Source organism: Emticicia sp. W12TSBA100-4 (assembly GCF_040253585.1).
In the GTDB taxonomy this organism is placed as follows: domain Bacteria; phylum Bacteroidota; class Bacteroidia; order Cytophagales; family Spirosomataceae; genus Emticicia.
Map to the genome: position 1 here is coordinate 123,325 of NZ_JBELAU010000014.1, position 15,157 is coordinate 138,481.

At 36.3% G+C, this 15,157-nt stretch carries 14 protein-coding genes; 10 read left to right on the plus strand and 4 right to left on the minus strand.

Going from position 1 to position 15,157, the window contains the following annotated elements:
• The first annotated feature begins 44 nt into the window (after positions 1 to 44).
• The 5 genes from ABR854_RS20530 to coaE all read left to right on the plus strand — a co-directional run bounded on the left by ABR854_RS20530 (position 45) and on the right by coaE (position 5,096).
• Complete coding sequence (locus tag ABR854_RS20530) at positions 45 to 737, plus strand: DUF3291 domain-containing protein (RefSeq protein WP_350267727.1); 693 nt, start codon at positions 45 to 47, stop codon at positions 735 to 737.
• A gap of 249 nt (positions 738 to 986) precedes the next feature.
• The gene (locus tag ABR854_RS20535) at positions 987 to 3,068 is read left to right on the plus strand and encodes a T9SS type B sorting domain-containing protein (RefSeq protein WP_350267728.1); all 2,082 of its coding nucleotides are present in this window, start codon (positions 987 to 989) and stop codon (positions 3,066 to 3,068) included.
• Between the two features lie 103 nt (positions 3,069 to 3,171).
• Positions 3,172 to 3,513, plus strand: coding sequence for a YbaB/EbfC family nucleoid-associated protein (locus ABR854_RS20540; protein WP_350267729.1), 342 nt, complete (start codon positions 3,172 to 3,174; stop codon positions 3,511 to 3,513).
• Positions 3,514 to 3,519: 6 nt separating this feature from the next.
• Complete coding sequence (locus ABR854_RS20545; protein ID WP_350267730.1) at positions 3,520 to 4,500, plus strand: glycosyltransferase family 2 protein; 981 nt, start codon at positions 3,520 to 3,522, stop codon at positions 4,498 to 4,500.
• Positions 4,497 to 5,096 (plus strand): dephospho-CoA kinase, encoded by a 600-nt coding sequence (gene coaE / locus ABR854_RS20550; RefSeq protein WP_350267731.1) that lies wholly within the window; start codon positions 4,497 to 4,499, stop codon positions 5,094 to 5,096. Before ABR854_RS20545 ends, coaE begins: the two co-directional genes overlap by 4 nt.
• Here the strand turns inward: coaE and ABR854_RS20555 are convergent.
• Complete coding sequence (locus ABR854_RS20555; RefSeq protein WP_350267732.1) at positions 5,076 to 5,759, minus strand: TIGR04282 family arsenosugar biosynthesis glycosyltransferase; 684 nt, start codon at positions 5,757 to 5,759, stop codon at positions 5,076 to 5,078. The two genes, coaE and ABR854_RS20555, sit on opposite strands and share 21 nt — an antisense overlap.
• A 145-nt stretch (positions 5,760 to 5,904) precedes the next feature.
• Here ABR854_RS20555 and ABR854_RS20560 point away from each other — a divergent pair, with 145 nt between their 5' ends.
• Both ABR854_RS20560 and ABR854_RS20565 read left to right on the plus strand, forming a co-directional pair.
• Positions 5,905 to 6,270, plus strand: a complete 366-nt coding sequence (locus ABR854_RS20560) for a Rid family detoxifying hydrolase (protein ID WP_305952912.1) — start codon at positions 5,905 to 5,907, stop codon at positions 6,268 to 6,270.
• Between the two features lie 199 nt (positions 6,271 to 6,469).
• Positions 6,470 to 8,683 (plus strand): fibronectin type III domain-containing protein, encoded by a 2,214-nt coding sequence (locus ABR854_RS20565; protein WP_350267733.1) that lies wholly within the window; start codon positions 6,470 to 6,472, stop codon positions 8,681 to 8,683.
• Positions 8,684 to 8,950: 267 nt separating this feature from the next.
• Here the strand turns inward: ABR854_RS20565 and ABR854_RS20570 are convergent, their stop codons facing one another.
• From ABR854_RS20570 to ABR854_RS20580, 3 genes are all read right to left on the minus strand, one after another.
• Entirely contained in the window at positions 8,951 to 10,570 is a 1,620-nt protein-coding gene (locus ABR854_RS20570; RefSeq protein WP_350267734.1) for a glycosyltransferase family 39 protein, read from the minus strand.
• A 4-nt stretch (positions 10,571 to 10,574) separates the two neighbouring features.
• On the minus strand, positions 10,575 to 11,228 hold the full coding sequence (rpe, locus tag ABR854_RS20575; protein WP_350267735.1) for a ribulose-phosphate 3-epimerase: 654 nt from the start codon (positions 11,226 to 11,228) through the stop codon (positions 10,575 to 10,577).
• A 138-nt stretch (positions 11,229 to 11,366) separates the two neighbouring features.
• Positions 11,367 to 12,041 (minus strand): ClpP family protease, encoded by a 675-nt coding sequence (locus ABR854_RS20580; RefSeq protein WP_350267736.1) that lies wholly within the window; start codon positions 12,039 to 12,041, stop codon positions 11,367 to 11,369.
• A 291-nt stretch (positions 12,042 to 12,332) separates the two neighbouring features.
• Between ABR854_RS20580 and ABR854_RS20585 the strand changes: the two genes are divergently transcribed.
• From ABR854_RS20585 to ABR854_RS20595, 3 genes are all read left to right on the plus strand, one after another.
• Positions 12,333 to 12,707 carry a helix-turn-helix domain-containing protein gene (locus ABR854_RS20585; RefSeq protein ID WP_350267737.1) on the plus strand — a complete coding sequence of 125 codons (375 nt, stop codon included), beginning with the start codon at positions 12,333 to 12,335 and terminating at the stop codon, positions 12,705 to 12,707.
• Between the two features lie 96 nt (positions 12,708 to 12,803).
• On the plus strand, positions 12,804 to 14,381 hold the full coding sequence (locus ABR854_RS20590; RefSeq protein ID WP_350267738.1) for a sensor histidine kinase: 1,578 nt from the start codon (positions 12,804 to 12,806) through the stop codon (positions 14,379 to 14,381).
• A gap of 50 nt (positions 14,382 to 14,431) precedes the next feature.
• Positions 14,432 to 15,124: a LytR/AlgR family response regulator transcription factor gene (locus ABR854_RS20595; RefSeq protein WP_350267739.1), complete on the plus strand. Its 693-nt coding sequence runs from the start codon at positions 14,432 to 14,434 to the stop codon at positions 15,122 to 15,124.
• The last annotated feature ends 33 nt before the right edge of the window (positions 15,125 to 15,157 follow it).

The following is a 15,157-nucleotide window of genomic DNA, read 5'->3' on the forward strand; positions in this document are numbered from 1 at the left end:
GCTATTTTGAGTGTTTATCTATTACTTATTAATTGTACTCTAAAATGTTTGTCACACTCACCATAGTTCGTTACCCAAAATATTTCATTCCTTTGGCCTTTATTTCAATGGCGATTCTTCACATTCCGCTATTTTTTACAAAAGGAATTACTTTTTGGAAATTATTGGGCTGTGGCAAAAATGGGACTTTCGATATTCACCCCGACTATCAACAATGGGGAATGATGGCAGTTTGGAAAGAGAAAACTGATTCGGAAAACTTCTATAAAAACTCATTGGTATGGCGTTGGTGGCAATTATTGACCAATGAACAATGGACTATCGGCTGTATTCCCTACGAATCGCACGGAAAATGGGACAGCAAAGAGCCTTTCGGACAACCCACACCCGACCGCAGTTATCAAGGTCCGATTGCGGTACTTACTCGTGCAACCATTCGTTTATCGAAATTATCAGGTTTCTGGAAAAATGTGCCGACTGTTGCTGCCTCAATGGGTCATGCTCAAGGTTTTGTGACATCGGTAGGAATTGGCGAAATGCCCTTTGTTCGACAAGCGACTTTTTCGGTTTGGGCAAGTTTGGAAGATGTAAAGAAATTTGCGTATCGCCAACGAGAACACGCCGAAGTAATCAAGAAAACACATTCAGAAGGCTGGTATTCGGAAGAACTTTTTGCAAGATTTATTCCAGTAGAAACTTTCGGAAGTATTAAAGGAGTCAATCCTTTTACTATGTAAATCTTCAATTTCCGCCCAACAATTATCACGCCAAACAGTAATTTTCAGCGACAATCTCTTAATCAACTGACTATCAATAAGATAGTCAAATATTTTATTCTCACTCATTTGCATTTCTTGCTATTTTTTTTAAATTTTACTTAATAATTCCATACAGACCTTCGTTATCTAATAGACTCCGCTACTATCGGGCATGATTTTTGCTTAAAAAAACTATTGAGTGAGTGAACACATGAAAAGATTTTAACTATGTCCCGTATCAAATTTATTTTATTTTGGTTAGGTGCTTTTTGCATTACTACCCTTTCGTTTGGACAGCAAGAGACTAAGCCAGCAAAGTGCACAAATCCTGGGGGTGGAATATTGACAGGTGGTTTTTTTGATATCAACCCCCGTGTTGGATGCTTAGATTTTAGTAATAATTCAGGAACTGCGATAGTATCAAACGCAAAAGACCTTGTTGGAGGCACTAACTTTACAAATTTAGGGTATATTTTTAACTTTAAAGATGGTGATAATATAACATTTCCTACAGCATTAGAAACTTCTAAGACTTTTACTCAACCTGGCACTTATTGGATTTTGCAAGGTATGAATATAAGTGGGTCTGCTTATATCACTTGTAATGCGTTTGAACTGATACAAACAGAAGTTCCTGATGTTGATATAAGTTCTTGCGGAACTAACGAAATAACATTGACATTCAAAAAGTCAGCTGTTAACGATAAACACAGTGGTTACAGAATCCTCTGGGGTGACGGCACTGAAGATAATTTCTCAGGTCTTGCCCCTACAAGTTTCCCATTCACCAAAACACACATTTACTCAGGAACTCCATCAGGTCAGCCACTCATTGTCGGGCGTTATGCTAAGGGCTGTAATAGTTCTCCTTTTCCTTTTAATTTTAATACGAATAACAAACCCAAAATTAGTGAATTAGAAGGTCTAACGGGTGGAACAAGCAATAAAATTACGATGGTTGAAGGCAGTGAGGGTAAGCCTTATATTATTGAACAGAAGCAAAAAAATGGTACCTGGACAGATACAGGTATAAAATTAACACGTAATACTGGAGAAACATTTAAAACCACAACCTTGACTGGCTTTAACCCAACAGTAGAATACTGCTTTAGACTAAAAACTTTGGATGGTTGTAATAACCCTATTCTATCTAATGAAGTTTGTACAATTATACCCAAAGCAAACGTAACGAGTCCAAAAGAAGTAAAAATAGATTGGAATTCACCAGACCCTGCGGTTGTTAAATACACAATTCCTTACAGTGAATCACCTACTGGAGATAATCCTAATAATGGGCAACCTGTTAATCCAACAGCCACAACTTATATTTTTGATGCTCTTGATTGCAAGAAAAAATATAATTTTCAAATTAACGCTTATATAGGCACTGCCCCAAATCAGGTAATTATAAAATCTCCTACTATTATTGTTGACCCAAAAAACTCAGCTAAGCTACCTCCAAAAACGATTGGTACTGTATCTGTTTTAAATACAAATACGATTAAATTTAGTGTTTACGAGGCGGGAAATAAAGCTAATAATTATATATTCTATCGGTCGGAAGGAGGAGCATCAAACTTTGTCGAAGTAAAACAAACAACCGAAAACTTTTATGACGATAAAAGCGTCGAGCCGAGTAAGCAGCAATACTGCTACAAAGTAGAATACCAAGATGAGTGTGCCAATACATCTGAGCCATCACCATCATTTTGCAGTATTTTCTTGACTTCGGCACGTCCAAATACACTCAATTGGACCCCGTTTGTTATACCAACACCCGACACCTTTCCCGTCGATTATTATATTGAAACAATTGATGAAAGTGGGATGATTACGACAGTAGATGCTACACCAAATACAACGTTAGGGGTAAAAGCACAAATTGAGTCACTTTTAGATTTACCTGGCAATAATGGCACTGCGACGTTTAGAATCAGAGGGGTACAAAAAGTTAAAATTGATGTTGGCGGAGGAAGTATCATTGATTTTCCATTCGATGCCTATTCCAACGAATACACATTCATCACTCCTGCACAACTATACGTACCTACCGCTTTTTCACCAAACAGTGATGGCATCAACGATGCCTTCATTGCTCAAGGAAGATATATTGTGCAATTTAACTTAGAAGTCTATGACCGTTGGGGAAATGTGATTTTTGAAAGCAGAAAATTAGATGATGGCTGGAATGGTACAACCAGCGATGGTGTTTCGCCAGCACCTGCGGGTAATTATGGCTTTAAGATTTTTGGTTTAGACCCAGCAGGGCAAAAATTTGAAAAAGTAGGTTCGGTTACACTCATTAGATAATTTATCGAACAACAATATATTTAAACGTGTTATTTAGCAAAAGGCAGTTCTCAACCGACTGCCTTTTTTGTATATTTGCAATACAATTTAAACGCATAGGAATATGAACATGGGAGACCTTTTCGGGATGGCAGGCAAAATGAAAGAAATGCAAGCCCGAATGCAAGAAGCACAAGAAAACTTGAGCAAAATAACCGAAACAGGCGAAGCAGGTGCAGGAATGGTAAAAGCAACTGCCAACGGTAAAAAGCAATTGATAAGCATCGAAATCGACGAAGATTTAATGAAAGCCAGCGACCGTGAAATCTTGCAGGATTTAATCGTTGCGGCCACCAATAAAGCCTTAGAGAAAGTTGAGGTAAAAGCCAAAGAAGAATTACAAAAATCAACTGAAGGATTAATGCCAAATATTCCAGGAATGGATTTAGATAAGCTTTTTAAATAAAATACTATGACCAAAGTTGCCGTAGTCATTTTAAACTATAACGGACAAAAATTTCTGGAGACTTTCTTGCCATCGGTCATTGAGAATGCCGATGGCTACGAAATTATTATTGCCGACAATGCCTCAACCGATGGTTCGCTGGCTTTTCTTCAAAACCATTACCCGACTTTAAAAACGATACAACTACCTAATAATCAAGGATTTGCTGGCGGATACAATAATGCATTAAAAGAAATTGAAGCCGAATATTATGTACTTCTAAATTCGGATGTAGAAGTAAGTGCCAATTGGACAAAACCAATTATTGATTTAATGGACACAGATAAATCAATTGCGGCTTGTCAACCTAAAATCAGGAGTTATCATCAGAAAACTCATTTTGAATATGCGGGTGCGGCAGGTGGTTATATTGACTGGCTTGGCTATCCGTTTTGTAGAGGTAGAATATTTGACAGCTACGAAGAAGACAAAGGCCAGTATGATGATACGCAAGAAATTTTTTGGGCAACTGGTGCTTGTATGTTTGTGCGAGCAGATGTTTTTCATCAATTAGGTGGTTTTGATGCTCATTTCTTTGCTCACATGGAAGAAATTGACTTGTGTTGGCGAATGAAAAGTAATGGGCACAAAATCATGTATTCTTCTGCCTCAACAGTTTATCATGTTGGAGGAGGCACTTTACATAAATCAAATCCAAGAAAGACTTTCTTGAATTATCGAAATGGATTGGCAATGATTTATAAAAATATTCCCGCAGATAAACTATTTTCTACTATACTTCTCAGATTGATTTTGGATGGAATCTCGGGGATAAAACTTTTGGTCGATGGTTCATTTGCAGATTTCTTGGCCGTTATCAAGGCTCATTTTGCTTTTTATGCGATGATTCCGAGATTAGAACGAAAATCGCCCAGAAATGTTAGTAAAATTTATCAGAAAAGTATTGTTTGGGAATATTTTGTAAAAAAACAAAAACCTGTACTATGAAAGTGATTGGTATAACTGGCGGAATCGGTTCGGGAAAAAGTATTATTTGCAAGGTTTTTGAACTACTTGGTGTGCCTGTTTACTACGCCGATTCACGAGCTAATTGGCTCACTAATAACGACTTACAATTAAGAAAAGAAATAAAAGAACTACTCGGCCGCCAATCCTACGACGAAAACGGGCGATATAATCGAAAATGGGTAGCCAGCCAAGTTTTTGATAACCCTGATTTACTTAAAATGCTCAATATGCTTATTCATCCAAGGGTTTTTGATGATACTAAGCAATGGCTGGCTACTCACAAAAGTCAACCTTACATTTTGCGTGAAGCTGCCATCAGCAATGCCTCAGGAAAGGGAAACGATTTAGATAGAATAATTGTCGTTAAATGCCCGATTGAAGTTAGAATCAAGCGAATCCAAGAGCGAGACCCACACCGAAGTGACGAACAAATCAGGGCGATTATTGCTCGGCAAAAAACTGATGAGGAATTTGCTAAAATAGCTGATTATCAAATCATAAATGATGATAAAAACATGGTTTTACCACAAATTATATCTCTCCATTACGCAATTTTAGCTGAGTCTCATAGCTAAATGTTGGGTTTTTAGGTAATCTTTTTCCTCGTCAACATCAGTCAATGTCGGTAATTCAAAATAACCCAAATTCTGCTGCTGGCAAACTTCTATTGCTTCCTGAAATACTCGTTCATGGCTCCATTCTTTGTCAACAAAAAATTCTTTTAATACCTTCTCTACACGCTCTCCGATGCGGTTAAAATTAAAACCAATTAGATAATATCCTCCATCGTTAGCTGGGCCTATAACTACCTCATTATGAGACAATTGCTCGTAACCCTTCTTTATGATTTCTTGGTTAAGCTCAAGGCAATCGCTACCAATTATTAGTACCTTGCTATGATTTTTCTGAAATGTTTCTGTAAATGCAACAGCCATTTTCATACCTAAATCCTGCCCCTCATATTGAAGCGATTTATGGTATTTTTCATTCTCCCAAATATCTTGTTCGTCAACAAATGTAGAGTAAAAGAGGTATTTTTCGGTCGATAAATCGTTCGTTACTGCCTTTGTATGTTGCATCAAAATATGGTATATTTCTAAGGCACGCACATCTCCAACAGTAGCAGCCAAGCGAGTTTTTACTTTCCCCAATTGTGGGTTTTTTATGAAAATAATAATTGCTTCGTCTTTTAAAAAAAGGGATTTTTGAGAAATTTGATTATCTGGAAAGTCAGTCATTTATTATGAATAATTATGCTTTGAAAATTGTTTATTGTAAGTTTTATTCTGATTTTTGTCTTTCAAACATACGAAATTTATAATTGTATGGTTGAAGATTTAACAAAACACTCATAAAAACAAACATCATCCAAAAAATTCATACATGAAGCAAGTCATCTATACAGAACATGCTCCCGCTCCAATTGGCCCATATAGTCAAGCGGTTTTAGCTGGAAACACACTCTATGTTTCGGGGCAGATCGCTTTTGAACTCTCCACATCTGGTGACCTCAAAGCCGAAGCACAAAAAGTAATGGAAAACATAGGGCACATTCTTTCAGAAGCAGGCATGAACTACGAAAACATCGTCAAATCAAGCATCTTCCTAAAAAACATGGACGATTTTGGGTTGGTAAACGAAGTTTATGGTAGCTATTTTACCTCATTACCCCCAGCTCGTGAAACCGTACAAGTGGCAAAATTACCAAAAGATGTAAATGTAGAAATATCTGTTATTGCGGTCAAATAGTATGTTTAAAATATTCATTAAGTTCGTCTATTGACTATCAACTATTTATTTCGAGGATAAACTATGGTTAAAAAAATAAAGTTTACCGTAAAATAATTTTCATAGAGTAGAATGTGTCTATAATAAATAAAAACATATATATTTACAAAAAAACAAAATTTCCCTCCCAATATTAATAACATAAACTGATAGTTTAGCTATGAGAAAAAATTATTTTCTATCCCTTTTTTTGTTGATGACGGCGTTTTGGCACGTGCAAGCATCAGATGGAAGCAAATCAACAAATCCGAATGGCAATTCGGCCAACACAACAATGTTTGTCGCTCCAGTTGCACCTACTGGCCTTGCAGGTACTCCTGTTGGCGGAAATAGTACACGAATCGCTTTAACATGGAATGATAATTCATTGGATGAAAGTGAGTTTCAGATTGCCTATACAACTCTCCCGACTGGGTACTCCTTTGAAACAACATCAGTTACAAATAATTCAGCAATAGGTGGAATAACCTTGACTGGCCTTCAACCAAATACGCTTTATTACATATGGGTAAGAGCATTAAAGAATGGCGTAGAAACTCCACCAACATGTACTCCGCAGGCAAATATGCCAACAGATGGCCCACCACCAGGTAAAAGTGCATCATGTTGGAGCAATTTAGTCATGGTTTCTACTAATCAGGCTCTTCCAGCAGCGGTTACTGGAGCTACAGTAGCAACTCCTTATTCGCAACGCACAAATACACTTTATTTCTTTGATAATTCTAATAACGAGACGGAATTTGTCATTGAACGTACAACTGGTGGCAATTATACTCAAATAGCGGTTATACCTGGAGTTGCTGGTACTGGACAACGCATGTATGTTGATAATACTACTCAACCAAATACTTCGTACTCATATCGTGTAACATCTCGCAATAGTGCAGGAATAGCTTTACCTGAGTCGAAAACAGATTTTTTCCTAACTCTTCCAGACCCTCCACTTGCACCAAGTAATCCATCCCTAACGCAAGATGGATTAGGTCTGAATTTTATTCGTTTCTTCTGGATTAACAATGCAAGTAATGCAACTGGATTTTTGATTCAACAATCAGTTGATAATAATACTTGGGTAACTGTTGGTTCAATTCCATCGGGTGATCCAAGCTTTAAAGCAGAAAACTTAATTGAAGGTCAGAGATACTTTTTCAGAGTAATTGCATTCAATACAGGTGGAAACAGTGCACCATCGGGTCTTTTAGTTGCAACAACATTGAAGCGTGTAGCTCCAAATCCTGCATTTAATTTAGCTGCAAAAACAATTTCAACAACACAAATTGACTTGACTTGGAATTTAGGAACTCAAGATGGAGTAACAAACAACAGAGTTTCACAAGAAATCTATCGTTCATCGCTAAGTGCAACTGATGGTTTCATCAGAATTGCTACAATTGGTGATTATGAAGCAAGTTATTCTGATAAAACAGGAACACCAAAAACTAAGTATTGGTATAAAATCTTAACGGCAAATTTCCAAGGACAGTCACCTTACTCAAACGTAGCAACTGCTACAACTTTGGGACCTCCGTTTGCACCGTCAAATTTAACAGCGGTATTGGCAAATGATGCTTTAGGAAATACTGTAATCAAAACAACATGGAAAGATAACTCTGATGATGAGTGGGGCTTTACACTTGAAAGATCAACTGATAGTACTTTTGCAACTGGTGTATTGAAAGCAGACCTCGATTCTAATTCAGTAGCGGCTACAAGTATTCCGATTGAAGAAGGTCTAATCTATTATTTCAGAGTCAATGCTTCAAATAAGTATGGTAGCTCAAAATATTCTGCAACAACAAAACTTGATGTTGTGGTAAGTGCTGCTCCAAACGCACCTTACGACCTTAAAGGAACTGCTACTGCCTCTGAAGTTGCCTTGAAATGGGGTGATGATTCAAATAAAGAAGCTGCTTTTGATGTAGAACGTTCTGCTGATGGCATCACATTTACAAAATTAGCATCCACTGGCCGTAATGAGGTTAGCTATGTTGACAAAACTGTAGCTGAGAAAACTAAGTATTTCTATCGTGTAAGAGCCACTAACGTGAAAGGTAACTCAGATTACACCAATGTATTACAGGTAACTACTCCAGCAAAAGTTTCTGCCTCTATCGACCTTGTAGCAGAAGATGTATTCCAAGTATATCCAAACCCAACTGCTGATGCCGTTAAGGTTTCGGTTTCAGAAAATATGTTGAAAGAATCTGGTATGATTATCATCACTGATAAATCTAACAGAGTAATTTCAAAAACTCTTTTGACTTCAAATCAATCTGAATATCGCCTTGATTTAAGCAATTATTCAGAAGGAACATATACTATTAGTCTTCGTACAGCAACGCAACAGATTACAAAGCGTGTGTATAAATTCTAATTTCAATATTGGGTAAATAAAAAAGAGGCGTTGCAAATTGCGACGCCTCTTTTTTGTTGCTTTTGTCTTGAACTTTCAAAAACATCCAAAACTGAGTACTTTATTCTATGGGTGCTCTAAACTTTACTACTACAGATAAGAGAATGACCGTGCAGATGGCACAAATAATTAAATTTAAGACAAATTTTCATAGATAATGTAAGGATATGATTGTAGGTAGAAAATCTATCCACATCTCGAAAATTTGAGATAGTATCTCTAAGGTAATTAATAACGATATTTAACTCCTTTAAAATCAAATATCAATTTTTCACTTCCATTGGCTTTCTTAATAATGATTTTGTTCTCTTCATTTACATTTACTCGCTGGATAATTTCAGCATCTTTAGGTAAATAAAAGTTGGTCAACTGAGCATCAGAAACTGAATAAGTGGGCATTCCTACACCGCCTCGTTTCTCAATAAAAACAGAAGGATACAGTACGGTATCGCCTTTTGCATATTCTCGCTGAATTGTTTGTGCAGAAAATTCGTAAGGGTTCTCTTTGCGAGGTTCTGGAAAATACATAAAATAACGTGGAGCATTATCATTCCAGATAGTATTTATCAAACGTAAAACCATAAAGAATTGTACAGTAAAAACTGCGTAAGTAGTAAATTTGACAATCGGCTTTTTATTCCATAAGTCTTTAATAATCAGTGTAATCAAAACTAAGGAAAAACTATACGAATAAGCCAAATAACGTGGCATAATTCGGAACGTATTACCATCTTGGTAAGCAAAAACAATTAAAGTCAATAACGGAATAAGTGATAATAAAGCGATAAAAACTCTTAAACGAAATTGTTGATTATCTGAGGTTTTTAGTGAATGCTGTGCAAAAACAAAGAAACCAAAAAGTGCCGAGAGCGTAATTAGAAGATATAACTTTTTATAAAAAATAGTCTGTGAAGGATAGCCATCAATCAACAAGAACATAGCAGAAATTACATGACGTAATTGCTTGAGAATATTTTTCAAATTGGCAACATTCAGATAATCATCTGGTGTTTCGAGAGCCATTTGATTGTACGTTTTTACACTATTTGCCACATAATCAAACAGCCATCTTCCACCATCACAGTTTAGCCATGCCAATGCCCCTATCAATGGTATGATTGCAGCCAATGTAAAGCCAATATACCCTCTTTTTTTCCGAAAAAACAAAATAACAAATAAGGCGTGTATCAGAAACAAAGGAAATGTTGCAAAATGGCAAAGTTCACAAGCTAAAGCACAAGCACCATAAAAAACATATTTCCAAACTGGCTTTTGATTGTTTTCTTCCTCTTGAATGAGTTTTAGTAATAAGTGTGTAGCCAACAACGCAAAAAACATATTGATGCTATAATTGCGAGCTACTTGAGAATAATTAATATAAAACGGAGAAACAGCAGCGAGAAATGCTGCTAATAAAGCCAAACTCGAAGAACGACAGTGTTCTTTTACGAAAACAAATAGTAATATAATAGTAAAAAGATTGAAAATCAATGAGGGCATCCTCATACTTTTATCCGAAACTCCAAAAACCTTTGTCCAATAATGTAAGGAATAAGTATATAATGCCCCATTACCAGTATCTAAACGTGCTATCGAATCAAAAAAATCAGGTAATGACTTTTCTGACCAAAATTCTTTCGGTGTAAAATACTTATCATTAGGTTTTCTAACCGAATCGTGCTGATTATTGCCTTCGTATGTCACAAACTGGCTCACAAATAAAGAATACTTCTCATCTCCAGCCAGTCCGTGTTCACCTATTTTATAATATCTCAAACCAAATGCTAAGACTACAATCCCGATTAGGACAAAGTTTGTATGCTGTTTAAGAAATTGCTGTATTTGCATCAATTTAGCTATTTTTTAAATCTGCAATCGTCTGAATTGGATTTTCTGAACTAAACACAAAACTACCTGCTACCAAGGCATTTGCACCTGCTTCAACGAGTTGTTTTGCATTTTTAGAAGTTACGCCACCATCAATTTCAATCATTACGGTTGCAGACATTTGACGTACTTTACTCACTTTTGCGTAAGTATGTTCAATAAATTTTTGTCCACCAAAACCTGGGTTTACTGACATAATCAGCACCATATCGATGTCATGAATAATATCTTCAAGCACATTTACTGGCGTGTGTGGATTGAGTGCAACGCCTGCCTTACAACCTAAATCTTTGATTTGTTGAATCGTGCGATGTAAGTGTGGGCAAGCCTCATAATGAACCGTGATGATTTCAGCACCCAATTTCTTGAAAGTTTCTAAATAACGCTCTGGTTGAACAATCATTAAATGCACATCCAATGGCTTTTTGGCATGGCGTTGGATTGCCTCCAAAACTGGCATTCCAAACGAAATATTTGGCACAAAAACACCGTCCATAATATCAATATGAAACCAGTCGGCTTGAGATACATTGAGCATTTCGCAGTCACGTTGGAGATTCGCAAAATCGGCTGCTAAAACAGAAGGAGCGATAATTGCTCCATTGGGAAAAGAACTCATACTTTTTTTGAATATTTTTTTGCAAAGTTAGGGCTTAAAACTGTGGAACGAAATTTTATTTATTCAATATTAATAAAAACGTCGGCAGGGTTTTGAACCCTGCCGACGTTAAAGCAATGCTATAATCACTCGTTGGTTTTATTTATCACGATACAAAACCTCGTCAATCAAACCATAGGCTTTTGCTTCTTCGGCTTTCATCCAATAGTCACGGTCAGAGTCTTGCTCAACTTGCTCGATTGTCTTTCCTGTATGATTTGCCAAGATTTCGTATAACTCGTGGCGTAATTTTATGATTTCCTTCACAGTAATCTCCATATCACGTGATTGTCCTTGAGCTCCACCACTTGGTTGGTGAATCATGACACGTGCGTGTGGCAACGCAGAACGCTTACCTGCTGCACCACCTGCCAACAATACCGCTCCCATCGAAGCTGCTAATGAAGTACAGATTGTAGCTACATCAGGACGCACATATTGCATGGTGTCATACATTCCTAAACCTGCATAAACCGAACCACCTGGGCTATTAATGTACATCAAAACGTCTTTTTTAGCATCAACTGACTCTAAGAAAAGCAGTTGTGCAACTACTACGTTTGCTACGTAATCGTCAACACCCGTTCCTAAGAAAATGATACGGTCCATAATCAAACGAGAGAACACGTCGATAGCGGCAAAACGCATCGGACGCTCTTCAATGATGTTTGGAGTCATGTTCTGAACGTTGTGTTTCATATAATCATCAATCCCTAAACCACTCATGCCCATGTGATGTACGGCATACTTACGAAATTCTTCTCCAAAATGCATATTTTTTCAATTAACAGTTATCAATTATCAGTTTTTACTGATGTTTCTTTTAAGTTTAAAACAGAACGCTGACTTTCAAAGTTCAAAATAAGAACTTTCTATAAATACGTTTTGTTCGATACAAAGATGTTAATTCTTTTAGAAATTTGTAGTCAGAATTTCAGATATTTTATCAGAAAAACTGATAATCTCATGTTTGATGTTTGATGATTGATGTTTGATTACAAATTAATGCTTGATTACTAAGATTTTACAATTATCCATTCTTCATTTTACATTCTTCATTAAACTATGAACACAGGTGAGAAAATACGTCAAATACGCCTTATGAAAGGTTTTTCGCAAGAAAACATGGCTGATATGTTGGGCATCTCGACTACTGCCTATGGTGATATTGAACGAAACAAAACCGAATTGACGATTTCGAGGGCTACCGAAATTGCCAAAGTTTTGGGCGTTGGTATTGTTGATTTAATGGATATTGAGCTTCATTCTGTTGACTTTTCGATGGAAAAACTCCAACTCGAAAACGAAAAACTAAAAGCCGAAGTAGAAAAATGGCAAATGGCAGCGGCATACTGGCACGAAAAATACGAAAATCGTTTTGTAGGAAACACAATGAGAGTAATTACGGAAGAACCCGAACGTAGAAAAATTGGGTTTTGATTGCACCATTTCATCACATTTTCCTGTACTTCTACAACATTTTTGAGTTTCGTGGAATTTCAAAGCATAGATTTGTTGAAAAATTATGAAAAAGCTATGCAATCATTACAAAAAATCAGACGCTACGAATTCTTCCTTGTTTTTATTTCGACAATCATTTATGTTGTCCGAAGATTATTTCAAGAAGCCAACCACTTTGACCAAACTGTCACGATTGCTGAACTGAATAAAGTACCACACGAGCTTATTTGGGGTCCACTCAGAAGTTATAATCACTTTTCAAATACGATATTCCCAATCATAACGGGGGCTGTATTTTTCTTAGGTGGTTGGTTTATTTTCCATTACTACATTTACCCTCGATTCAAAGAAAAAAAACTTGACAACCAACTATTGATACTCATTTTTATGAGTATTGCTTTTGTGGTTACGGGTGTTTTTTTGTTTGATTTTCTTAAATTATACATTCGTCATAGAGTAGATAATCATGAACAAGTAATAGGAATAAAAGTCTATTCTCTTTTCCGAAAACTCTTTTTCTTTACAAACTCATTAGCAGCAATAATTATTATTTTGCTGTATGAAGGCTTCGCTCAATTCTACTATTTCTTAAATAAAAAATTGAATGAAGAAAAAGAAGAAAATTTCCAGTATTTGATATATTTCTTGAATATTTCAATCGCTGGTTTTATGATGCTGGTAGCTGTAACGGCCAACCTTCCACGCAAAAACTACTGGTATGGAGCAGTCAGAGAATTGTCTTTATGGGCCATTTGTGCTGCTACGGTTTACTTTGCTCAAGAGGCATTTTACAAAAGAGTTCTTCCCTATTTTTCTTCAATCAAATCAAGAAAATTTCAAACTGGTGCAATTTTCTTTGTTTTTATTAATTTTTTTGGAGCAATTAGTGGGTATTTTATTCAATACATCAGCTGGTTAACTTACGCCCACGTTAATTTAGGATTTCATGGTGAGTGGATTTTCCAAATGTTCATGATACTTGTTTTTGTATCTATCGTTGTGGCATTTCTCAGAAAAGTTTTTTCTAAAGAGAAAATTGCCTTACAAACTCAGGTTGTTTCAAAATCAGCTGAACTTTCCAGCCTTCGCTCGCAGATAAATCCTCATTTTTTATTCAATGCCTTAAATACACTTTATTCGGTTTCGCTGAAAGAAAACGCTGAAAAAACCTCGGATGGCATTCAAAAACTGGGCGATATGATGCGATTTATGCTCAATGAAAACCACCAAGACCGAATTCCGTTGAGTAAAGAAATTGAATATCTGCACAACTATATTGATATTCAACGCATGAGAATTGATGAAAACCACGACATCGAAATAAAAGTCAATATACAAAACTCTGAACGAGAAATTTTTATTTCGCCGATGTTGCTCAATCCGTTCGTAGAAAATGCCTTCAAACACGGCATAAGTTTCCGAAATCCTTCGTGGATATACATTACACTTACGCATGATGCTCAAAAACTGTACTTTAAAGTGCATAATAGCAGGCATCTGAAACAAGAAAATTCGCCTGAGAAAGATAATAATGGCATTGGATTAGAAAACGTAAAAAAACGACTTGAATTAATTTATCCTAATCGCCATACGCTTGATATTCAAGTATCTGACAACGATTATTTTGTATCTTTAATTATCGGAATTTATTAAAAAGGTCTGTACCGAAGGTTACACACCTCAGGTCTGACCATCAACTAACTATGAATTTAAAAGCAATCGCCATCGATGATGAACCAAGAGCCTTAGAGGTGATTGAAATACACGCCCAGAAAGTGCCATTCCTGGAACTAAAAGCAACATTCACCGATGCTTTTGAGGCGATTTCGTATTTGCAGCAAAACAAAATTGACTTGATTTTTTTGGACATAAAAATGCCTGATATTTCGGGCATTGAGTTTGTGCATATTCTTCAAAAAACACCGATGATTATCTTTACAACGGCCTATTCTGAATATGCAGTGAAAGGCTTTGAACTCGATGCCATTGATTATTTGATGAAACCTTTTTCATTGGCAAGGTTTACAAAAGCCTGTAATAAAGCCCTCGAAATGAAGCTTTCAAGAGGTGAAAGTTCTCCGAATTTTATTTTTCTAAAAACGGGCTATGAAGAAGAAAAAGTGCTATTTGATGATATTCTTTATATAGAAGCCGAAGGCAATTATATGACGTATGTGCTACCCAACAAAAAACTATTATGCCGACAAAATATTGGTGAATGTATTGCACAACTCCCTGCAAATCAATTTATTAGAATCCACCGCTCCTATATTGTGGCGGTAACTAAAATACAAAAAATTACCCGCCAGTCGGTGTGGGTGGCGGGTAACGAAATTTCGGTTGGAGCTTCGTATGAAGATAAACTTAGCGAAATTCGGGAGAGATTGAGGCTTTAAATCTTATTATTTCAATAGGCGAATAATACTTGG